Raw genomic sequence first — 21,923 nt, 5'->3', positions numbered from 1 at the left:
TTTAAGTGGTTTCTCCAGGAATCGAACCAGGGACACATGGATTTTCAATCCATTGCTCTACCAACTGAGCTAAGAAACCATTCTTGTTACTTCGTTGTTTTAAAGTGATGCAAAAGTAGTAAGTTTTAGTATATGAAGCAAGTATTAACAAGACTTTTTTTAACAAAACTTAAAAACCTACTGATTTTCAACCGAATTATTTTCCTGTTCGCGTCTTATCTGTTCGCTCATTTCCTCTAATACAGGCTTAATCGTACTTTCCGGAAGATCACTTATTCGGATATACATCAATCCGTCTATCGCATCATTGAAGTTGGGATCAACGTTAAAAGCGATAACTTTCGCGTTCTGCTTAATGTATTTTTTAATTAAAACAGGAAGTCTCAGTTCCGGTTCCAGATCATCGATGATCTTATCAAGCTTGTTCAGATCAGATTCCATTTCTTCAAAAAACAGATGCTTGTCCCTGTCGCGAAGCTTTACTTTGTATTCGTTTCTTGGAGTGATATACTGCGCTACTGCAGAATCATAATAATTCGAACGCATAAACTCGATCATCAGAGATTTGGAAAACTCTGAAAACTTATTGGAAATACTTACGCCGCCCATTAAAAATTTATGATCCGGATTTCGTAAGCAGACATGCACAATTCCTCTCCATAAAAGGAAAAGCGGAAGCGGCTTCTGCTGGTATTCCTGACAGATGTATGCACGACCCATTTCAATCACTTTTTTGAAAAAAGGATGAATGTCCTGCTCGAATTCAAATAAAGAACTGGTGTAAAAACCTTTGATGCCGGATTTCTTCATCACTTCTTTACCCAAAGCCATTCTGTAAGCTCCTACAAGTTTTTCAGCGGCACTGTCCCAAAGGAAAAGATGATGATAATGTTTGTCGTATTCATCAAGGTCGAACGGCAAATTACTTCCTTCACCCACTGCACGGAAGGTAAGCTCACGCTGTCTCCCGATTTCCCGCATAATAGAAGGGATTTCTTCGTAAGTGGTAAAATAAACTTCGTAATTTCCGTTGCTGAAAAACATCTTATCTGTGCCTTTCAGTTTATTGATGTCTTTTAAAATATCTTCTTTAGGAGTTTCGTCGATGATATTCTGAACGATATTTTCTTCTCTTAGTAAAGGGAATTTTACCGAAAGATTTTTAAGATTGATACTTTGCGCCAAAGATTTTCTCTTTTCGTAGTAAGATTTCATCATATAAACCTTACGTTTCAGAAATTCTCCCAGTTCCTCGATGGTTTCCATATCATCCATCGCCTTAACGGTAATAGGTTTTCCGATTCTTATTCTGATCGGTTTTTCCCTGTCGTTCATCATTTCTGCCGGAAGCATCAAGGTCTGCAAATTAGGATGAATTTTTGCCACCTGATAAAATATCCTGCTGTTTTTTGCATGAAAATACATAGGAACGACCGGCACTTTTGCCATTCTGATGAGCTTTAATGCCGGTTTTTCCCATTCTTTATCCAGAATTTCACCGTAAGGATTGTTCTTATTGGAAACTTCTCCTGCAGGGAAAATTCCTACACAGCCTCCATTTTGCAGGTGCTTTAACGTTTCCCGCATTCCTGAAGAGCTGCTGTATGCTTCTTTTCTGCCTTCAAAAGGGTTTACCGCAATTACGTACGGCTCCATCGGCTTGATCTTTTCCAGAAGGAAATTTCCCATCACCTTAAAATCCGGACGTACTTCTGACAGAACTTTGCACATTAAAATTCCGTCAATCGCGCCAAGCGGATGATTGGATACCAGAATAAAAGGTCCCGTTTTCGGAATTTTTGCCAGATCTTCTTCAAAAGCGATATAGCTTAAGTTGCGCTCTCTTACAAATGAGTCGAAAAAGTCTTTGCCTTCCTTGTCTTTTAGTTTGTCGTATAATTTATTTACTTCGTTTATTTTAGCAATGCTCATCACAGCAGATGCTACAGGATTCTTTAAAAATCCTATTTTACTTAAGCCGGAAGCCTTTATCAGATCGTTTTTCGAAATTAAACTCATATTGTGTTTAGTCGCAATTAGTTTTTATTGTGTTACCATTTGAAGCGTATTTTTCGCAATCTGCTCCAATAATACACTTTTTTCCTGGTAAAATTTATCTATGTTCTCTATTTTCGCATTTCTTACGGTAAATAAAGATACATTTTTTATAACTTCTGTTTTAAATACTTTTTGAAGTTCTTCATTTAATTCATCTACAGTATTGAATTTATCTTCAAGACATAAAGCCAATGAAATTGCAGAATTCTGCATCAGGGAAACTTTAATTTTGTACTTGGATAAATATCCGAAAATAAGACTCATATGGTCTTCTGCGATAAATGAAAAGTCTCTTGTGGAGATTTTCAGCAAAGTCTGTTTTTCCTTTAAAATATAAGATTCTTCGCTCTGGTTCTTTTCCGAAGCACCTACTTTTGTTCCTTCCTTTGTAGGATCTACAAAAGATTTTACGTAAAAAGGAATGTTTTTCTGCTGAAGCGGCTGTAATGTTTTCGGGTGAATCACACTTGCTCCGTAATACGCCATTTCAATTGCTTCTTCGTATGAAATATTGGAAAGCAACGTCACATCTTTGAATTTTCTCGGATCTCCCGTCATTACGCCCGGAACGTCTTTCCAAATCGTCATAGCCTCTGCATTGAGGCAATACGCAAAAATCGCGGCAGAATAATCAGAGCCTTCTCTTCCTAATGTTACCGTAAAATTGTTATTATCCGAACCGATGAATCCCTGCGTAACGTAGCAGATTTCTTTATTTAAATTGGAAATAAATTCTTCCGTCTTTGCCCAGTCTACCACACCTTCTCTGTAAGAATTGTCGGTTTTTACATAATCTCTTGCATCCAGCCACTGATTGTTAAACTGAATTTCATTCAAATATTCGCTCACAATTTTCGTAGAAATCATTTCTCCGCAGCTTACCACCTGATCATAAACAAAATCGTAGTTCGGAGATTTGTTTCTTCTTAAAAAAGAATCAATATCGTCAAAAAATAAATTGATTTCCGCAAACACCGCATGATTTTCAGGAAATAATCCTTCCGCAATCTCAATGTGTTTTCGTTTTATCTTTTCAATTTCAGTTTGATAGTTATCCTTCTTGAAATAAAGTTCTACAACCTTTTCCAACTCATTTGTCGTTTTGCCCATCGCCGAAATTACCAGCAGACATTTGGCAAATCCCTGGCTTTTTAAAACCATGGCTACATTTTTTACACTTTCGGCATCCTTTACCGATGCTCCACCAAACTTGAAAATTTTCATTAAATTGTTAATAATAAAATTGTTAGATAAAATTTGTGGGAATATTTTACGGGTGACAAAATTATACATTTACAACGAGATATGAAAGAGCAGAATATCGCTGCAGGCTTAAGATTTTATTAAAATTATCAATAAGCAGAAATTATTCCGATTGCCACAATAAAAAGGGAATGCTAAATCCAGCTTAAGATTTTTTTAAATAGATTTATATTGGTTTATTGTATTGATAGACAGTAATTAAGGTCTTTTATTAATTATTCTTTTAAATTGTAATAAATTTTACGAAATTTGGAGAAAACGTAAAAAGCAAAATATGTCAGAGCAACCATTACAGACTTTAGGAGAATTTCTTATTGATAGACAGGATGATTTTCAGTATTCCACGGGAGAGTTTTCCCGTCTCTTGAGTGCAATAAGACTGGCTTCAAAAGTTGTAAACAGAGAAGTAAATAAAGCAGGAATTGTAGACATCGCAGGCGCTGCAGGAAACCAGAATGTACAGGGAGAAGAGCAACAGAAACTGGATGTAATTGCCAATGAAATTTTTATTACCGCTTTGTCTCAGAGAGAGGTTGTCTGTGGAATTGCTTCCGAAGAAAACGACGATTTCATCGATATTAAATGTGGCGAAAACGGACATTTAAGCAAATATGTGGTGCTGATTGATCCTCTTGACGGTTCTTCAAATATTGATGTAAATGTTTCGGTAGGAACCATTTTCTCAATCTACAGAAGAGTTACAGAGCCCGGAACTCCGGTTCAGTTGGAAGACTTTTTACAGAAAGGAGTTAACCAGATCGCAGCAGGATATGTTATCTACGGATCTTCCACAATGATCGTGTATACAACAGGAAACGGAGTGAACGGATTTACATTAGATCCTTCTTTGGGAACCTATTATCTGTCTCATCCGAATATGACTTTCCCAAAAACAGGAAAAATTTATTCCATTAACGAAGGAAACTATATCAAATTTCCTCAGGGCGTAAAAAATTATCTTAAATATTGCCAGATGGAAGAAGGAGACAGACCATATACTTCAAGATATATCGGTTCGTTGGTGGCAGATTTTCACAGAAATATGCTGAAAGGCGGAATCTATATCTATCCTTCGTATTCGCAGGCTCCGAACGGAAAACTGAGATTGCTGTACGAGTGTAATCCGATGGCTTTCCTTGCAGAACAGGCAGGAGGAAAAGCAACAGACGGCTTCAGAAGAATCCTTGAAATTGAACCGACAGAATTGCATCAGAGAATTCCGTTTTTCTGCGGAAGTGTCGATATGGTGGAGAAAGCGGAAGAATTTATGCGAATTGACAGTGTAAAATAATGAAAGCAGAATATTCAAGATATTTATTAGAATTCAAACGCCCGAGTGGAACATCTCGCGGCGTTTTGCTTGAAAAAGAGACCTTTATTCTCAAAATTTCAGAAAACGGAAAAGAAGGAACAGGAGAGTGTGCAATTTTCAGAGGATTAAGTTTTGACGACAGACCGGATTATGAAGGTAAATTAAAATGGCTTTGTGAAAATATTCAGCAGGAAACTGAGTTTTTAAAAGAGGAACTGAAAGAATTTCCTTCCATTTGGTTCGGATACGAACAGGCTGTTCTGAATTTAAAAAATGGTGAAAACCTGTATTTCCCAAGTGATTTTACAGAAGGAAAGAATCCGATCGTCATTAATGGTCTGATCTGGATGGGCGACATCAATTATATGGAAGAGCAGATTCAGGATAAGCTGGAAAAAGGTTTTCACTGCATCAAGCTCAAAATAGGAGTCGACTGGAAATCCGAACATGATATTCTTCAGAAACTGAGACAGAAGTTCTCAAAAGACAGGCTTGAGCTTCGCGTGGATGCGAACGGAGGTTTTAATAAAGAAGAAGCAAAAGTCGTTTTGCAGCAATTAGCCGATCTACATATTCATTCCATCGAGCAGCCGATAAAAGCAGGAAACTGGAACGATATATCAGAATTATGTCTTGAAACGCCTACTCCGATTGCTTTGGATGAAGAACTGATCGGGATTACAGATTTTAATGAAAAAAGAAAATTACTAGAAACCGTAAATCCTCAGTATATCATTTTAAAACCCGCTTTAGTAGGAGGTTTTTCAGGATCTGATGAATGGATTTCTCTCGCGGAAAGTATGAATATTGGGTGGTGGATTACATCTGCTCTGGAAAGCAATATTGGTCTGAATGCGATTGCTCAGTATACTTTTACAAAAAAAAGCCCGATGCCGCAAGGATTGGGAACCGGAGCTTTATTCGTTAATAATTTCGATTCAAATCTGGATCTGAAAGGAGAATTACTGTGGTTTAAAAATTAGATTTCACAAACAGGATTGTTGTAATGTTCTTCATCCCATGTTCTGCAGCATCTTAATTTAGGATTCCAGTTAAGACAGCCGATGGGAACAATACCTCCTTTGATTGTTTTTAAATCACTCTTCTTAAGTTTTTTTAGATTTTTCATAGAAACATTTTTTTGGTTTTGTAATGTAAATATGAATTTCTTTTTTTTAATGTACAACAACTTTAACTTATATTAACACACGTTAAAGTGAATAATATAAGTTAAAGTATATAGAATACATCCAAAGTACATCAGAACTTTGTGTAACTTTCGGAAATTGTTTTGAGATTTTTAATTTGTAGTTTTCAGTCGTATAATCTTAGTGTTTATAAATTAGGTGATTGGCGATTAGATAACATCTTTTACAAAAATCGCTTTCTTAATGTATTCCAAAAATAAAGAAAACTTACTTTTAACCTTTTTCATAATATAAAATGTTAATATTTTTGTGGTAATAAATTTACAATCTTTATGCCAAAAGTCAATGCATAATTTTTATTTTTTTAACATTTTTCTTTAATAAATTGTAAACTGTTGTATAATAGCTGTTTGGAGTTTTTTTTCTTTTATTTTTACTTTTACAGGTATAAATTTCTTTTATTTTGTTAATTCTTAGAAAGTATTGATGTTATTTTTATTTGAAATTTTAATATCTGCAAAAAATATAACCCAAAAGAAATGCAAATCCACTATTACTCTTTTGCATTATTATTTCCATAAACCCTCAAAATTTCATAAATTTGCAAATTGCCGTATTATACAGCAATTAAAAGCGAAATTTAATGGAAGAAGAAAAAAAATCACTCAATTTTATTGAGCAAATTATCGAAGATGATTTGGCAAACGGTCTGGGAAAAGATCAGCTCCGTTTCCGTTTTCCGCCTGAACCAAACGGTTATCTGCATGTAGGTCATACAAAAGCGATCTGCATCAACTTCGGTTTGGGTGAAAAATACAATGCTCCCGTAAACCTTCGTTTCGACGATACGAACCCTGAAAAAGAAGAACAGGAATTTGTAGATTCTATTATGAAAGACGTTGAATGGTTGGGTTTCAAATGGGATAAAGTTTTGTACGCCTCCGATTACTTCCAGCAGCTTTACGATTGGGCAGTTCAGTTAATAAAAGAAGGAAAAGCTTACGTAGATGAGCAGCCTTCTGAAGTGATTACCGAACAGAGAAAAAATCCTGCAGAGCCGGGTGTGGAATCTCCGTTCAGAAACCGTCCTGTTGAAGAATCATTAGATTTATTCGAAAGAATGAAAAACGGTGAGTTCGAAAGCGGTTCTATGTCTCTTCGTGCAAAAATTGATATGACTTCACCGAATATGAACATGCGTGATCCTGTGATGTACAGAATTCTGAACAAACCTCACCACAGAACAGGAACCGATTGGAAAATTTACCCAATGTACGACTGGGCGCATGGTGAGTGTGATTATATTGAACAAATTTCTCACTCGCTGTGTTCTTTAGAGTTTGAAAACCACAGACCTTTATATAATTGGTATTTGGATCAGGTGTACGAAGAAGGAAAAGTGAAAAACAAGCAGAGAGAATTTGCGAGAATGAACGTTTCTTACATGATTACTTCCAAAAGAAAACTACAGAGGCTGATTGCCGAAAATGTAGTAAACGGTTGGGATGATCCGAGAATGCCTACGATTTCCGGAATGAGAAGAAAAGGATTTACGCCTGCTTCCATCAGAAATTTTATTGAAAAAGTAGGTGTTGCCAAAAGAGAAAATCTTATTGAGCTTCAATTACTGGAATTCTGCGTTCGTGAAGACCTTAATAAAGTCGCAAAACGTGTAATGACGGTTGTGGATCCTGTCAAATTAGTCATTGAAAACTATCCGGAAGGAAAAGAAGAATGGCTGGAAACAGAAAACAATCCTGAACAGGAAAATGCAGGAACAAGAGAAATTCCGTTCTCCAGAGAATTATATATTGAGCGTGAAGACTTTAAAGAAGAAGCAAACAACAAATTCTTCAGACTAAAGTTAGGCGGAGAAGTTCGTCTGAAATCTGCTTACATCATTAAAGGTGAAAGAGTAGAGAAGGATGAAAACGGAAACATTACGACCATTTACGCAACCTACGACGAAAAATCCAAGTCAGGAAGCGGGACAGAAGAAAGCTTAAGAAAAGTAAAAGGAACCATTCATTGGGTGTCTGCGAAACACGCAATTCCTGTGGAAGTAAGAAATTACGACAAATTATTCACTGTGGAACAGCCAGATGCAGAGAAAGATGTCGATTTCCTAAACTTTATCAATCCGGATTCTGTAACTACCATTCAGGGATTTGCTGAACCAAGCTTAAAAGATGTGGCAGTTGGAGAACCTCTTCAATTCCAGAGAATTGGCTATTTCACGAAAGATCAGGATTCTACGGATACAAACTTTGTATTCAACAGAACTGTGACGTTAAAAGACTCTTATAAGCCGGAGTAAAAATTTATTATGCATATAAATAAAACAGGGCTTAATTTTTAAGCCCTGTTTTTTGTTTTTAACCCTAGCGAAACAAAAACGATAACCAAAAAATAAGGTTATCCGTGAAAAGCATTTGTGTCATTCGGGGTTAAAAACATTAATTAAAATTAAAAATTGTGAAACTTATACACTTATATACCAACTCATTCAAAGGGCTTTCCAAAGAAAGCTGGATGCTTGCTTTGGTCATGCTCATCAATCGTGCAGGTTCCATGGTGCTTCCTTTTCTGGGAGTTTACATGACCGATCATTTAAAATTCAGTATCGAAAATACAGGAATTGTACTCAGCTTTTTCGGAATCGGTTCGGTAATTGGTTCTTGGCTGGGCGGATTTATTACAGACAGAATCGGAGAATACAGAGTTCAGTATCTCAGTTTATTGCTCAGTGTGCCTTTATTTTGTATAATTCCTCTATTCAAAACAGAAATAGGAGTGGCGACCATTATTTTGCTGCAAAGCATTGTAAGCGATTCCTTCCGTCCTGCAAACTCGGTTGCCATTACAAAATATGCAAAACCCGAAAACATAACCAGAGCATTTTCCTTAAACCGGATGGCAATAAATTTAGGCTTTTCCATCGGTCCCGCTTTGGGCGGTATTTTATCGGCAATTTCCTACGAATTTTTATTTTTCAGCAATGCTTTCACGGCTTTAATTGCCGGAATTTTATACATTGTCTTTTTCAAAAAACGAAACATTCTGGCAAAATTAAAAGCCCGAAAAGTACAGGAAGCCATAGAAATTAAAAAAGAAAATTCCCCTTACCGCGATGGTAAATTTCTGGTTTATTGTTTCTTCTGTATGCTTTTTTCAATCTGTTTTTTTCAGTTGTTCAGTACGCTGACTATTTTTTACAAAGACACGGCGCATTTAAGTCAGCAAAGTATAGGATATATTTTGGGGTACAGCGGCTTTTTAGTCGTTTTACTCGAAATGGGATTGGTACAGGTTGCCGAAAAATATTTCAGTCTTGCAGTAACCATGTTATTGGGAACGTTCATTTGCGGATTTGCTTATGCCATGCTTGGTTTCGATTACAGTATCGTGACTTTGGTTGTATCCATGAGCCTTCTCTGCGTAGGAGAAATCTGGGCTTTGCCGTTTATGTCAACCATCACGGCATTACGCTCCGGAAAAAACAATAAAGGAGCTTACATGGGCTTGAACGGAATTTCATTCTCCATCGCCTTTATTGTAACACCTACTTTGGGAACGTTCATCGCCGAAAGATTCGGATTCACCATATTATGGATCGGAACCGGAGTTTTAGCCACAATCATTGCCATTGCGTTTTATTACATTGTTCCCTGGATGATTGGCGACAGAAAACACGCAGAATCTTAAATGTTTTGGGCGTGTCCCTCATTCCGGAGCTAAACCTCATAGGTTTTTAAAACCTATGAGGTTTCCCCCTACAATTCGGGTCGGGCTGCTTTGGGGTCCGCTTCGCTTCCGTACTCGTTCGTTCCTCACTCGCACCGGCGCCTTCGTCGCCGCCCGCCGCATCCCTCACGCGAAGGAAAACACACCCTAAGAAATTCAGTCCGTCACAAAAATGTTGACGGAATTTTTATTGTAGCGTGAATTTCGCGTAACAACAATGTAAAATATCAATAGAAATGGTATTTAACTATTATAATGAGCAAGAGAAAAATTTGGCTTTAACCAAAATGTATAGATCAGATTTGGCGTAAACTCAACTCACATTATTTTAAACAAATCTTCTGCGAATTTATATTTTCCACACAGAAAAGTACAGTTTTTGCTTCCCTTCATTCGATGACAAAACTCTGCTTTCTATTTCATTATGTTCCGTTTCCCTGCTGTTTTCTCAAGAAAAAGATTCTGCAGCACTGATTTCAGAAGTCAGAATCGATGCCTACAAGAAACCCACAACTTTTATTTCGTCCACAAAATCGGTTGCTGTAGTTTCAGAAAATCTGCTTAACCAGAATACACCCGAAAGAATGCTCGAATCCATCAATCAGATTGCAGGAGCCAGAATGGAAGAGCGTTCTCCTGGAAGTTACAGGATTTCCCTTCGCGGAAGCACTTTGCGATCCCCTTTTGGCGTTCGGAATGTGAAAGTTTATCTTGATGATTTTATTCTGTCCGATGCTTCGGGAAACACCTATTTTAATGTTGTTTCTCCTGAACTCATCAACCGGATGGAAATATATAAAGGTCCTGAAAGCGGCGATTACGGAGCTGTAACGGGCGGAACTGTTTTGTTTCAGACCAGAAAATCAGACCAGATTTCCGCAAATCTGGCAATTGGAAGTTATGGAACTTTTAACCAGAGTTTTGATCTTTCCAAATACATTGGGAAGCACTTTTTTCAGGTTTTTCAGAACTATTATCAGACCGATTCTTATCGGGAACAGTCGAAGGTTCAGCGAAAGCAGATTTTTGTAAAAGACCATTTTCAATATTCAGAAAATGGATTGCTCAAAGCCATGATTTTATACGCTGATCTCGGTTATCAGACTCCGGGAGGACTCACGTTAGAACAGATGCAAATCAACCGGAAACAGGCAAGACCGGCAACCAAAACAGTTCCGGGTGCAAAAGAACAGGATGCCGGAATCCGTAATAAAATGATTTTGGCAGGAGTTTCAAATGATTATAACTTCAGTCCGGATTTCTCCCATTTCATTTTAATTCAGGGTTCTTATGTCGATTTTGAAAATCCGTTTATCACCAATTATGAAAACCGTTTTGAAAAGAATTTTGCATTAAGAACGCATCTCAATTACGAAAAAAACGGGAATACCATTTCATTAGCCTACCGGTTGGGATTTGAAGGCGGAATTAATGATATTTTGGTCAGAAATTACGATAATAACAGAGGAACAGAAGGAAACCCACAGAATTTTGATCAGATTAAAAATACTTCAGGATTTTTCTTTCTTTCTCAAAAACTGAATGTCAGCGAAAAATTATTCACCGATATTTCCATCAGTTTAAATTCAAATTCTTACGACTGGAACCGGATATATCCCCGAAATGAAGAAGGAAAAATTCATTTTAAAAATCAATGGTTGCCCAATTTTGGTTTCACCTATCTTTTGGGAAAAGGTTTTTCTGTGCGCGGAAAAATAGGAAAGGGGAATTCTGCACCAACGAATGAAGAAATCCGCTCTTCGAATCAGCAGTTTAATACAAATTTAAAACCCGAATTCGGCTGGAACAAGGAAATCGGGATTCGAAAACAATTCGGCAACTATATTTTTGTGGAAGGAAGTTATTTTGATTTCCGGATGAAAGATGCAATTGTGAGAAGGCAGAACGAAGCCGGACAGGAATACTTCGTCAATTCCGGAGAAACCGTTCAAAAAGGGGTTGAAATTTTAATGGAATCGAAGAATTTCAATCTGAAAAACAACTTTTTAAGCCATTTTAAATTCAGATTTTCGGGAATTTTTTACGATTTTACATTTAAAAATTATCAGCAGAGCGGAAATAATTTTTCAGGAAATGAAATTACCGGAGTTCCCAAAACAACAATCAACAGTTTGCTGAATTTTACGTTTTTCAGAAAACTTTCGGTAGATTATTCCCATTTTTACACGTCAAAAATTCCTTTGAATGATGCCAATTCAGTATGGTCGGAACCAAGTTTAGTTGGGAATATTCAGTTCAGATTTCCTGTACATTTTGAAAAAACGAGAGTCAGTTTGTATCTTCAGATTCAGAATCTTTACAACACAGAATATGTTTTAGGTTTTGATATTAATGCTTTCGGAAACCGTTATTACAATCCGGCTACAAAGAGAAATTTTGTGTTGGGGATGAAGGTTTATTTTTAATCTGGCTCACGCAAATTATGCAAATTACGCAGATTTTTAAACGTGAAAATCTGCTTTATCAGCTAAATCTGCGAGATGTAATTAATTATTCCGAAAGAATGTTTTTCACAATCATTTCCGCATGAATTCTTGAATTTTCAATAAACCAGAGATGTGTATCTTTTCCTCCGCAAACCACACCCGCCAAATACAGATTCGGAACATTGGTTTCCATGGTTTCAGGATGATAAAGCGGGTTCAGACAATCGCCCTGCAATTCGATTCCGGAATTTTTTAAAAAATCAAAATCAGGAAGATAGCCGGTCATTGCAAGAACAAAATCATTTTCAATTTCCTGCAATTCACCTTTTTCATCTTTAAAAACAACGGAATGTTGTTTAATTTCCATTAATTCGGCATTGAAATAAGCAGCAATACTTCCTTCCGCAATTCTGTTTTCAATGTCCGGTTTCACCCAGTATTTTACACTTTTTGAAATCTCGGAATGTCGGATAATCATGGTGACTTCCGCGCCTTTTCTGTAAGTTTCCAAAGCAGCATCGACCGCCGAATTGCTCGAACCGACCACAACGATTTTCTGTTTTGCGTAAGGATAAGGTTCTGTATAATAATGTCTTACTTTGGGTAATTCTTCTCCGGGAATATTCATCAGATTCGGAATATCATAGAATCCCGTTGAAATAATGACGTTTTTCGCTAAATATTTTCCTTTCGAGGTTTCAATGGTGAAAATTTCATTCTCTTTGGAAACTTTTTCTACCTTTTCATATAAATTGATGTTGATATTCCGCTGTCTTGCAATTCCCTGATAATATTCCAATGCTTCCTGTCTTCCCGGTTTTGGAGCCGTTGAAATAAAAGGAATTCCATCAATTTCCAGTTTTTCGGCTGTCGAGAAAAAACGCATATACAAAGGATAATTGTACAGAGAATTAACGATGGTTCCTTTTTCGATAACCCGATAAGAAAGATTGTTTTTCTGCGCTTCCAGTGCACAGTTCAGCCCGATCGGTCCGCCTCCGATGATAAGAATATCTAAAATTTCCATACAACAAATGTAAGGAAAACCCATCAACAAAGGCTTTTTCAGTAAAAGCAAAAAACTATTCTTTTCATAATGACCATCTATTCGAAAAATATGAAATTGCTTCAACAGTAAACTTTCAAAACGATTCTAAAAGCATGGCATTTATTTTGGTAAATGATAATCAGACATTAAGATATATGAAAAAAATAATCATTTCCTTGCTGGTTTTATCTGCGGTTGCGTGTAAGAAGAGCCCTGAAAAATTCGTTAATGATGAGGTTAATGCTAAAGGCAAAACCATTACGGATAGTACAGTCATCAGTAGAACGAAAATTACCAAAGATCAGGCTTTAAAAAAGGTCAATGAGGATATTATACAGACCTTAAAAGATCAAGATTTTAAGAAGTTTGCGGAATTTATTCACCCTGAAAAAGGAGTCCGTTTTTCGATGTACGCTTTTGTGAATCCAAAAGAAGACAAGAAATTTTCAAAAGCAGATTTTATCAGATATCAACCTACCAAAACACTTTTCACTTGGGGAACAATGGACGGTTCCGGAGATCTGTACAGAGCGACTATCCGTGATTATTTAGCAGACTGGGTGTACTCCAAAGATTTTGCGACAGCGCAGGTTTCTTTAAATGAGTTTCAGGGAAAAGGCAATTCTCTGAATAATGTAAAGGAAATTTATCCAAATGCAGATTTTACGGAAAATTTCATGAAAGGCTCAGAAGCCAACTCAGGAATGGACTGGAAATGTCTTCGTCTGATTTTTGAAGAATTTCAGGGAACGTATTATCTTATTGGTGTTGTTAACGATCAGTGGACGATTTAGAATAAATTTAAAAAATTGCAATGTTGCGAATGCTCAGTGTAATATTTAAACAATGTACAATTGTTAAATGTAATTTTCATTCATAAAGAAGTTCAACGATCCTATGTCATTCTGACGAAGGAAGAATCTTATAAATATTTGTTTTATAAGTAACTGAATTGTTAATAACTTATTCCGGCAGAGACCCTTCGACAAGCTCAGGGTGACATCTATAATACTAACTGCAATATTTAAACAATGTATAATTGTTAAATGTAATTTTCATTCATAAAGAAGTTCTACGATCCTATGTCATTCTGACGAAGAAAGAATCTCATAAATATTTGTTTTATAAGTAACCGAATTGTTAATAACTATATTTCGGTAAAGATCCTTCGACAAGCTCAGCGTGACATCTCTAATACTAACATAATATGATGTCTATACAGTAGCGTTAATATGTAAAATCTTCGTGATTATAAAATTTCCACTAATTTTTTAGTTAAATTTTTTCTTGAAAACTGTTCAATATTCTGAGTGTTTTCCGAAAGATTTCCGTCTTTCCAAAGTTCAAATTTTTCTAAAATAAATTCTTTAATTTTCCCGGAATCATTATAACTGAAATGTTTTCCGGCTTGTGTTTCATTTAAAATTTTAGAAACATCCGCATCTTTAGGCCCAAAAGAAATGATTTGTTTTCCTGTTGCCAGATATTCAAATATTTTTCCGGGGATGATCCCTTTGGAAGAATCGTTCGGAAAGTTGGTGATGAGCAGTATTTCAGAAATCTGCATTTCTTCAATCGCTTTGTCATGAGAAAGATATCCTAAATTCAGAATATGATTTTTCAGGTTTGAATGTTCTATTGAATTCAGAATTTTATCATCAATCCTTCCTGCAAATTTCAAAGTAAACTTTTCAGCGAATTCTTCATTTTCTGTAACCAGATCATTCAGAGCTTTCCAGAGATTTTCAGGGTTTCTCAACTGTTCCAGAACTCCGATGTAACTTAATGTGAATTTTGTTTGAGTGTTGGAGGATTTAAGTGTTTGATTGTTTGAGTCTGACTCGTCAAAACCATTCGTAATACAAATTGCATTGGCTCCGTTTTTACGGAAATTTTCAGCATCGGTGTAACTTGTTGCTAACGTAATATCTGCATTTCTGAAAACTTCGCTTTCCAGTTGACGGTGCTTTTGATCGGAACTTTTGGTCAGTTTTAGGTGTTTGTAATAAGAGATTTCTGTCCACGGATCACGGAAATCGGCAATCCATTTCAGGTTGGGAAGTTTCTTTTTTAAATTCAAACCAATTAAATGTAAAGAATGAGGCGGTCCCGAAGTTACCACAACCTCAATCTGATTTTCTTTTAAATATTGTTCCAGAAATTTTACGGAAGGTTTTACCCAGAAAACTCTCGCATCGGGAATGAAAAAATTGCCTCTTACCCAAATCGAAAGCTTAGATTTCCAGCTTTGATTTTTGCCGACATCAAACTGCCCAGCTTTAAATTTTTTATTGCTTTTGTTCAGTTTTTCAGCCAGTTGATAAGGTTCCCAGATTTTTGTTTTTACAATGTCTAAATCTTTCGGAACATCTTTCATCAAACTTTCATCCAGCAAAGGATAACTCGGGTTTTCCGGTGTATAAATCACAGGTTTCCATCCGAATTCTGGTAAATATTTTGCAAATTTCAGCCATCTCTGCACACCGGGACCTCCTGCAGGAGGCCAGTAATAGGTGATGATGAGTATTTTTTTTTGAGAATTCATTGATAATTATTTTAACCGCAAAAGGGGCAAAAGATGATGATGCTTTTTTAGATATTCAAAAGGTGACAAAATGTACTTCACTATTTTAATCGTATTGATCAAAATATTTATTAATAAATGTCTCTTGACCAAAGTGATAAATATTTTTTACATTAAAATTTACTAAAACACCTTTTGGTACTTTTAGTAGATTCATATAATTTAGAATTTGAGATTTGTGAATTTCCAAAAGAGAAGATACAGCTTTTATTTCCAAAACAATTAAATCTTCAATCAGGAAGTCGCATTTGAAATCACAATTTAAATACTCATCTTTATAAATTACAGGAATTTGAAACTCAGATTTGTACTCGATATTCCTTAATTTAAACTCTTTTTCTAAAGCTTTATGATATACAATTTCTGCCAAACCTGCGCCTAAAATCTTGTGAACTTCTATACAGGCTCCATTAATTCTATAGGTAAGATCTGTAATGTATTTTTGAGTAATCATAAGCACAACGCTTTTTCAAACTTTTGAATTTCTAAATCTTTTCCGTTTGTCTTTTGTCTCTTTTGCGGTAAAGAAAATAAATTCCGGCGCCACTCAAAACAATAAACAAACCAAAACAGATAAGCGAAATCCATTTTCCTTTTTCGATAACTTCCGGTTCGAAGACCATTCTCACATTGTGATTTCCCGCAGGAACGTGAACGGCACGAAGAAGATAATCGGCTTTGATATAAGGAACTTCTTTTTCATCGATGAAGAATTTCCAGCCGTGAGGATAGTAAATTTCAGAAAAAACTGCCAATTGCGGAGTTTTAGACTGCGATTTAAATTCCAGTTCGTTGGGTTGATATTTCGTTAGATTGATGAAGGCTGTTGAGTCTGCCTGAACAGGTTTTCCGTCAAAATACTTCTTATCATCTGCGGAAATAACAGCGGTTCTTTTGCTGTTGATGGTTCCGATTGCTTTGATTTCCTGATTGGGAGATTCTACGAATTTAAGATCGCTTACAAACCATGCGTTTCCGTTGGCTTTTGGATTCGGCATTGCCTGAGGCTGTTCCGGACCTCCTAAAACCAAATATTTTGCATTCAGAAGATTCAGGATATTCGGAACTTTTACGGAATCCATGATCTGGAAATATTCGTTGATTACATCATCGTATCTTCTCAGTTTTACCGCGTGATAACCTCCGATAGAAGATTTGAAGTAAGAAGTGTTTGTTTCGCTGAATGTTCCTAAAATATTATTGAAAATTCTGTAATGCGTTTTGTCTTTTTCGGCGATGGTTTCTAATGTTTTGTTCACATTTACATTCGCTAAAATAGGTTCCAGATTTGGATTTCCCTGAACTTTTTCAGCCATCAGATCTGAGCTTTCCGTCTGGAAGGGATTTTCGGCAAAGATTTTATCAACATAATTGTCATCATTCAGGTAACGTTTGTTAACTGTCCAAAGATCGAATAAACTTACTACTCCAATAATTACCAAAGCAATGTTCTGATTCAGCTTTTGCTTTAAGACAAGGAATAAAGCAGCAACTGCGATAGCAACATAAATAAATGCTTTGATAGCATCGATTCTGAATAATTTAAATCTTTCGTCTGTAAGATAATCCAGTAAGAAAGGAGGAAGATAGGTCTTTTCATTATCGGTATGAAATCCTAATAAAGATTTTCCGAAAACCAGTAAAATCAATACAAATCCTAAAGTTCCGCCTCCTACGTAAAGAAGTGTTTTTTGTTTGTATTCCTGTGTGAGTGTTTTATCTGTGAAGAATCTGTATAATCCAATGATCGCAATTAAAGGAAATAATAATTCTACAACCACCAAAATAGAAGAAGGTGCTCTGAATTTATTATAAAAAGGCACAAAATCGATGAAAAAGTCGGAAAGTGCCATGAAATTACTTCCCCAGGCTAAAAATACGGTAAGAATAGATGCTCCTAAAATCCAGTAGCGGTATTTTTTCCATGCGATGAAGAATCCTAAAAGCGCAAGAAAACAAACAATAGCTCCCTGATAAGCAGGTCCTGAAGTTCCCGGCTGATCTCCCCAATAGGTTAGATTTCCGAAACCTTTGGAAATTCTGTCATATTCAGCTTGTGAGCTTACGTTTTCCTGAACCAATTCCTGAATTTTAGCCATCATTTCTTTTCCTTCCGGTTCCTGACTTCCGCCTCCCATCAATCTCGGGATGAAAAGGTTTAAAGTTTCCAGTTTTCCGTAGCTCCACATCAGCATGCTTTCTTTATCCATTCCGGAATCTCCGCCTGTATTGCTACTGTTCGTAAGGATCTGTTTTCCACGAACGGTTTCTTTGATGTACTCTGAATTCGCCATGATTCTCTGAGAATTCATTCCGACTCCGATTAAGCATGAAGCGGCAACAATTCCGGACGAAATCAGGAAGTGTTTCATTGGTGTTTTTTTCAGAATACCTCTTATCAGCTCAGAAAGGAATAAAAATCCTAGAGCCAGAAAGAGATAATACGTCATCTGTGGGTGATTGGCAGCAATCTGAAGCCCCATAAATAGGGTAGTGACGATGAATCCCCAAACGTACTGTTTCCGGATGTAAACGAGTAAAATTCCGGCTAAAAGCGGCGCGAAATATTCAATGGTATTGATTTTTCCGTTGTGTCCCGCTGCAATAGCAATATAAAAATAGGTGGAAAGTCCGAAAAAAGTAGCTCCCAAAAGGGCGTATTTCCAGTTTCTTACCACAACCATTCCCAAAAGGAAAAATCCTGCGGAAAGAAGAAAAAGATAATTAACCGGTCTTGGCAGAAAATTCAGTTTGGAATCGATTTTTTTGATGATGTCTCCGTTAAACTGACTTCCCATCTGATACGTCGGCATTCCTCCGAACATGGAATCGCTCCAGTAGGTTTCTTTTCCGGTATCGGCTCTGTAATCGAGAAGCTCTTTTGCACCGCCCCGATACTGCACGATATCATGCTGGAAAAGCTGCTTTCCCGTGAAAACAGGAGTGGAGTATAAAAATGCTAAAACGATAAATACAACTAATGAAATTGCAATATAAATCAGGTTTTTATTTTTCGCCATGTTGATGGTTATTATCTATATATTTTTTCGGAATTGTTACCTTTTGCTGTTGTTTTCTTTTACCTCTTCATAATCAACGGTTTCTGCATCCCAGTTGATTTTTTTCTTCGTATTGTCTGAGTTTCTGATGTCCTGCTCCTTTCTGTTTTCGTTTCTGTTCTGGTTAAACAGATAGCTGTGAAATTTTTTGAAAAAGATTCTCTTCAGGATATTCCACACAAAATAGATAATAATGGTTGCGAGTACAAACTCAAAAATATGTTTCATCATAATAAAAATATTTAAGGTTTAATGCTCAAAGCTTTTATTATGCTTTGGCATTTCAACTTTAAACGATCTGCTTTATTTCGCAGAAGGATTTACCATTACAGAAGAATTGGAAACACTCGTCATAGACTGAGATTCTTTTCCTCTGGAAATACTTTCAATCTGTGTCGTTTTTACAGAAATATTCTGGTTTTTGATCCATCCTGTATTCTGGTCAAACGTAATCGTTCCGTTTTGTGTAAGTTCCGTGCTTAAGCTGTGCGTAACATCACCCTGATTTTCCTTATTAACTTTCTTAGGAATTCCTCCGGTTACAGAAATTTCAGCCACTCCGTTTCCTACACTTTTCAGAATATAGTTAGACGTCACTTTAATTCTTCCCTGTGCATCAGCATTTTCGCTGTTCGTCCATTTTTCGCCGATTTTTGCACCTTTTTTAGGGATAATCGTCAAATTTTTGTTGAACTGATCTCTAAGAACTTTTTCGTTGAAAGATTCCTTAAGACTTGCAACTACGCTTTCTTTCTGGTTTTTATCTTTAATCAGTGATCCTACAGAATTGGCAACTTTACTGTAAACAGCATCAAAACCTGTAATCGAAATTACATTTCCTTTGGTGTCCATCTTCATGTTCAGCTTATTTCCGGTCAATGCTCTGTTGATATTCCAGATCATCTTCAGATCATCCTCTTTCGGGATCGGAAGTTTCGTATCTACTACAATTGTTTTTCCTTGTGCCGTCTGAGAGCTTCTTTTTGCGATTAGATTTAAGGTAATATCATAAACATTTCCTTTAATATCATTCACAGTAAAAGACATTTCATCGGTAGATTCGCTCGTTCCGTTCAGAGTTTTCCCTTGAGGATCAGTCATTGTTTTCGTATCTCTCTGATACGTTGTTAAAGGATAAGTTTTTCCTTTTTCCAGTTTAAAAGTCTGCGTATACACTCCCGCTGAATCTTTAATCGCCGGATTTTCCTCTACTTTCGCTACAGAATCTGCCGGAACTTCCACCGTAATCGTTTTTCCGGTTTTAGGATCTACTTTTGTAATTTTTGCCGTTTCTTTTTTGTTGCACGAAACAATGGCTATGGTTGAAATGAGCGCTAACGCTGCTATGTTTTTCATTGTAAATTTTTAAATGTTAATGGAATTAATTGGCTTTCATAAATTTCTGTCTCACCGCTTCATATAAAATTGCTCCACACGCAACAGAAACATTTAAAGACTGTGTTTTTCCCTCGATCGGAAGTTTTATTTTTTCATCAGAATGGTGAAGAACTTCTTTGGAAATTCCTGTTTCTTCATTTCCCATAACGATTGCGCAGGGTTCTGTAAAATCAATATCATAAATTAATTTTTCAGCCTTTTCGCTTGCTGCAAATACGGAAATGCCGCTTTGCTGAAGAAAATCTACCACATGAGCAAGATTCGGAGCTTTACAGATTTTTACATTATAAAGAGCTCCTGCTGAAGTTTTTATCGCATCGGAATTAATCGGCGCTGCTCCTTTTTCGGGAATAATCACCGCATCTATTCCCACACATTCTGCGGTTCTGCAGATGGCGCCAAAGTTTCTGACGTCTGTTAATCTGTCCAGAATCAATAAAAAAGGAGTTTTTCCGTCCTCAAACAATTGAGGAACCACATCTTCCACTTTATGAAAAGGAACATCCGAAATAAAAGCAACCACTCCCTGATGATTTTTTCTCGTAAAACGATTCAGCTTTTCTACCGGAACGTAATTGGGACGGATTTTATTTTTCGCCAGAATGGCTTTAAGTTCAGCATAAATAGGTCCCTGCAATGCATTCTGCACAAAAACCTTGTCAATTGTTTTTCCCGCTTCTATAGCTTCAATTACGGGACGTAGCCCGAAAATAAAATCGTCTTTCATTGAATAAATTTTATGTTAAAGGTTCAAAGTTCTATGTTTAAAGTTTTGAGTTCGGTGAAGGGCTAAAAACAATAAACCTTAAACTCAAAACCAGAATTTCATGTTTTGTACTTTGTTCCTTTTAAATCTGTTATATTTAAATATTTAATAAATGAGCCAATCTTTCGGCTTAATACTTCAGTCTGTTCTTTTAGTGTTTCAAATTTTTCCTCAGAGATAAAATTTCTGTCAAAAACCCGGTATAACTGTGATCTTGTTTCGCCACAAGAAGCCTTAGCTATTGAAAGAAACTGAATAAATTCTCTGTTCCCGTTTCTTTCAAAACCTTCAGCGATATTATCCATTACTGAATCTGAAGAACTATCAATCTGATTGGAGAGTTTAAAATTATTTTTAAGATTAGTAGATTCAATTACATCATAAATATCCTTGCATAAAGCACGAGACAGCTGCCAAATTTCTAAATCTTCAAATCTTTTAACACTTGCCATAATTGATCTTAATCTATGAACCTTACACTCAAAACAAAAAACTTTGAACAACTAATATTTTTCCCCTAAAATAGCTCTCTTCTGCGCCAAAGCATAGCCATAATGCAGACCTTCATGCATATTGTTAAAAATAATGGCATCCTGAATGCTTTTCAGATCCAGCCCAAAACTTGTGGTGTAAGGCGTATAATCTGAAAAGAAATCGCTGTCGTAATCTTTCATCAGGATTTTTGAAGTTTCGGTTAATAAAAACTCCAGATCTTCCACTTCAGATTTCTGCACATCCAGATTCGGAAGCGTTCCTTTTTTATAAGTTTCGATCCAGTATTTATCAATTCTGAAAGGATTTCCGCTTAGATAATAGTGCAGCAACTGCTGTGTAGCAACCGTATGAGCAATGTTCCAGTAAAGATTATTGTTGAAACCGTCCGGAATCAGTAAAAGATCTTCATGAGAAGTGTTTTGCAGAATATCCAGAAGGTTTTTTCTTACTTGTCTGTGCGCTTGAAAATGATAATTCATTTTGCAAAAATTTTAATCTCCAAAAATAGTTTAATAAACTGGAAATGACAATTTTTGAGCGGTGGATTAAAGCAAAATTTATATATTTTTAAGAAAAATAGTATTGATTGTATTGAGTTTTA

The 21,923-nt window shown here is 36.2% G+C and carries 18 protein-coding genes and 1 tRNA gene; 6 read left to right on the top strand and 13 right to left on the bottom strand.

From position 1 onward, the window contains the following. Positions 1-6: 6 nt before the first annotated feature. The 3 genes from H6W52_RS09515 to H6W52_RS09505 form a co-directional block, all read right to left on the bottom strand. Positions 7-79, bottom strand: a tRNA-Phe gene (locus tag H6W52_RS09515). 98 nt (positions 80-177) lie between these two features. Further along, positions 178-2,019 carry a lysophospholipid acyltransferase family protein gene (locus tag H6W52_RS09510; protein ID WP_116097819.1) on the bottom strand — a complete coding sequence of 614 codons (1,842 nt, stop codon included), beginning with the start codon at positions 2,017-2,019 and terminating at the stop codon, positions 178-180. 24 nt (positions 2,020-2,043) lie between these two features. After that, positions 2,044-3,282 carry an aspartate kinase gene (locus H6W52_RS09505; RefSeq protein ID WP_116097821.1) on the bottom strand — a complete coding sequence of 413 codons (1,239 nt, stop codon included), beginning with the start codon at positions 3,280-3,282 and terminating at the stop codon, positions 2,044-2,046. Between the two features lie 313 nt (positions 3,283-3,595). Between H6W52_RS09505 and fbp the strand changes: the two genes are divergently transcribed. Continuing rightward, the gene (gene fbp / locus H6W52_RS09500) at positions 3,596-4,612 is read left to right on the top strand and encodes a class 1 fructose-bisphosphatase (RefSeq protein ID WP_116097823.1); all 1,017 of its coding nucleotides are present in this window, start codon (positions 3,596-3,598) and stop codon (positions 4,610-4,612) included. Next, positions 4,612-5,616: an o-succinylbenzoate synthase gene (gene menC, locus H6W52_RS09495; protein WP_116097825.1), complete on the top strand. Its 1,005-nt coding sequence runs from the start codon at positions 4,612-4,614 to the stop codon at positions 5,614-5,616. Before fbp ends, menC begins: the two co-directional genes overlap by 1 nt. Here the strand turns inward: menC and H6W52_RS09490 are convergent. Further along, entirely contained in the window at positions 5,613-5,762 is a 150-nt protein-coding gene (locus H6W52_RS09490) for a bacteriocin-like protein (protein ID WP_157967241.1), read from the bottom strand. The genes menC and H6W52_RS09490 overlap by 4 nt on opposite strands. Before the next feature lie 662 nt (positions 5,763-6,424). Here H6W52_RS09490 and H6W52_RS09485 point away from each other — a divergent pair. The 3 genes from H6W52_RS09485 (at position 6,425) to H6W52_RS09475 (ending at position 11,951) form a co-directional block, all read left to right on the top strand. After that, complete coding sequence (locus H6W52_RS09485; protein ID WP_116097827.1) at positions 6,425-8,098, top strand: glutamine--tRNA ligase/YqeY domain fusion protein; 1,674 nt, start codon at positions 6,425-6,427, stop codon at positions 8,096-8,098. Positions 8,099-8,313: 215 nt separating this feature from the next. After that, a complete protein-coding gene (locus H6W52_RS09480; RefSeq protein ID WP_116097829.1) occupies positions 8,314-9,486 on the top strand; it encodes an MFS transporter in 1,173 nt (390 codons plus the stop codon). Positions 9,487-9,932: 446 nt separating this feature from the next. Further along, entirely contained in the window at positions 9,933-11,951 is a 2,019-nt protein-coding gene (locus H6W52_RS09475; protein WP_185216659.1) for a TonB-dependent receptor, read from the top strand. An 85-nt stretch (positions 11,952-12,036) separates the two neighbouring features. Here the strand turns inward: H6W52_RS09475 and H6W52_RS09470 are convergent, their stop codons facing one another. Next, on the bottom strand, positions 12,037-12,999 hold the full coding sequence (locus tag H6W52_RS09470) for a YpdA family putative bacillithiol disulfide reductase (protein WP_116097833.1): 963 nt from the start codon (positions 12,997-12,999) through the stop codon (positions 12,037-12,039). A gap of 176 nt (positions 13,000-13,175) precedes the next feature. Between H6W52_RS09470 and H6W52_RS09465 the strand changes: the two genes are divergently transcribed. Next, entirely contained in the window at positions 13,176-13,814 is a 639-nt protein-coding gene (locus H6W52_RS09465) for a hypothetical protein (RefSeq protein ID WP_116097913.1), read from the top strand. Between the two features lie 455 nt (positions 13,815-14,269). Here the strand turns inward: H6W52_RS09465 and H6W52_RS09460 are convergent, their stop codons facing one another. From H6W52_RS09460 to H6W52_RS09425, 8 genes are all read right to left on the bottom strand, one after another. Beyond that, positions 14,270-15,565, bottom strand: a complete 1,296-nt coding sequence (locus tag H6W52_RS09460; protein WP_116097835.1) for a glycosyl transferase family 1 — start codon at positions 15,563-15,565, stop codon at positions 14,270-14,272. An 85-nt stretch (positions 15,566-15,650) separates the two neighbouring features. Further along, positions 15,651-16,058 carry a GxxExxY protein gene (locus H6W52_RS09455; RefSeq protein WP_116097837.1) on the bottom strand — a complete coding sequence of 136 codons (408 nt, stop codon included), beginning with the start codon at positions 16,056-16,058 and terminating at the stop codon, positions 15,651-15,653. 31 nt (positions 16,059-16,089) lie between these two features. Further along, the gene (locus H6W52_RS09450; protein WP_185144405.1) at positions 16,090-18,624 is read right to left on the bottom strand and encodes a hypothetical protein; all 2,535 of its coding nucleotides are present in this window, start codon (positions 18,622-18,624) and stop codon (positions 16,090-16,092) included. Positions 18,625-18,660: 36 nt separating this feature from the next. Next, entirely contained in the window at positions 18,661-18,894 is a 234-nt protein-coding gene (locus tag H6W52_RS09445; RefSeq protein WP_116097841.1) for a hypothetical protein, read from the bottom strand. A gap of 72 nt (positions 18,895-18,966) precedes the next feature. After that, entirely contained in the window at positions 18,967-20,019 is a 1,053-nt protein-coding gene (locus H6W52_RS09440; protein WP_116097843.1) for a DUF6263 family protein, read from the bottom strand. A gap of 25 nt (positions 20,020-20,044) precedes the next feature. Beyond that, entirely contained in the window at positions 20,045-20,788 is a 744-nt protein-coding gene (gene rlmB, locus H6W52_RS09435) for a 23S rRNA (guanosine(2251)-2'-O)-methyltransferase RlmB (RefSeq protein ID WP_116097845.1), read from the bottom strand. Between the two features lie 98 nt (positions 20,789-20,886). Next, positions 20,887-21,279, bottom strand: a complete 393-nt coding sequence (locus tag H6W52_RS09430) for a four helix bundle protein (protein WP_116097847.1) — start codon at positions 21,277-21,279, stop codon at positions 20,887-20,889. A gap of 51 nt (positions 21,280-21,330) precedes the next feature. After that, positions 21,331-21,801: a DinB family protein gene (locus H6W52_RS09425; protein ID WP_076392302.1), complete on the bottom strand. Its 471-nt coding sequence runs from the start codon at positions 21,799-21,801 to the stop codon at positions 21,331-21,333. Positions 21,802-21,923: the final 122 nt, after the last annotated feature.

This window comes from Chryseobacterium sp. C2(2020) (assembly GCF_014218915.1).
Taxonomy (GTDB): Bacteria; Bacteroidota; Bacteroidia; order Flavobacteriales; family Weeksellaceae; genus Chryseobacterium; species Chryseobacterium mucoviscidosis.
This window is presented reverse-complemented; position numbering and strand designations above follow the sequence as displayed.

Excerpts from the sequence above, each read along its gene's own strand:
- H6W52_RS09510 (WP_116097819.1), bottom strand. The coding sequence starts at position 2,019 with ATGAGTTTAATTTCGAAAAACGATCTGATAAAGGCTTCCGGCTTAAGT.
- H6W52_RS09465 (WP_116097913.1), top strand. The coding sequence starts at position 13,176 with ATGAAAAAAATAATCATTTCCTTGCTGGTTTTATCTGCGGTTGCGTGT.
- H6W52_RS09460 (WP_116097835.1), bottom strand. The coding sequence starts at position 15,565 with ATGAATTCTCAAAAAAAAATACTCATCATCACCTATTACTGGCCTCCT.
- H6W52_RS09505 (WP_116097821.1), bottom strand. The coding sequence starts at position 3,282 with ATGAAAATTTTCAAGTTTGGTGGAGCATCGGTAAAGGATGCCGAAAGT.
- H6W52_RS09450 (WP_185144405.1), bottom strand. The coding sequence starts at position 18,624 with ATGGCGAAAAATAAAAACCTGATTTATATTGCAATTTCATTAGTTGTA.
- H6W52_RS09425 (WP_076392302.1), bottom strand. The coding sequence starts at position 21,801 with ATGAATTATCATTTTCAAGCGCACAGACAAGTAAGAAAAAACCTTCTG.
- H6W52_RS09455 (WP_116097837.1), bottom strand. The coding sequence starts at position 16,058 with ATGATTACTCAAAAATACATTACAGATCTTACCTATAGAATTAATGGA.
- fbp (WP_116097823.1), top strand. The coding sequence starts at position 3,596 with ATGTCAGAGCAACCATTACAGACTTTAGGAGAATTTCTTATTGATAGA.
- rlmB (WP_116097845.1), bottom strand. The coding sequence starts at position 20,788 with ATGAAAGACGATTTTATTTTCGGGCTACGTCCCGTAATTGAAGCTATA.
- H6W52_RS09480 (WP_116097829.1), top strand. The coding sequence starts at position 8,314 with ATGCTTGCTTTGGTCATGCTCATCAATCGTGCAGGTTCCATGGTGCTT.
- H6W52_RS09445 (WP_116097841.1), bottom strand. The coding sequence starts at position 18,894 with ATGATGAAACATATTTTTGAGTTTGTACTCGCAACCATTATTATCTAT.
- menC (WP_116097825.1), top strand. The coding sequence starts at position 4,612 with ATGAAAGCAGAATATTCAAGATATTTATTAGAATTCAAACGCCCGAGT.
- H6W52_RS09490 (WP_157967241.1), bottom strand. The coding sequence starts at position 5,762 with ATGAAAAATCTAAAAAAACTTAAGAAGAGTGATTTAAAAACAATCAAA.
- H6W52_RS09440 (WP_116097843.1), bottom strand. The coding sequence starts at position 20,019 with ATGAAAAACATAGCAGCGTTAGCGCTCATTTCAACCATAGCCATTGTT.
- H6W52_RS09485 (WP_116097827.1), top strand. The coding sequence starts at position 6,425 with ATGGAAGAAGAAAAAAAATCACTCAATTTTATTGAGCAAATTATCGAA.
- H6W52_RS09470 (WP_116097833.1), bottom strand. The coding sequence starts at position 12,999 with ATGGAAATTTTAGATATTCTTATCATCGGAGGCGGACCGATCGGGCTG.
- H6W52_RS09430 (WP_116097847.1), bottom strand. The coding sequence starts at position 21,279 with ATGGCAAGTGTTAAAAGATTTGAAGATTTAGAAATTTGGCAGCTGTCT.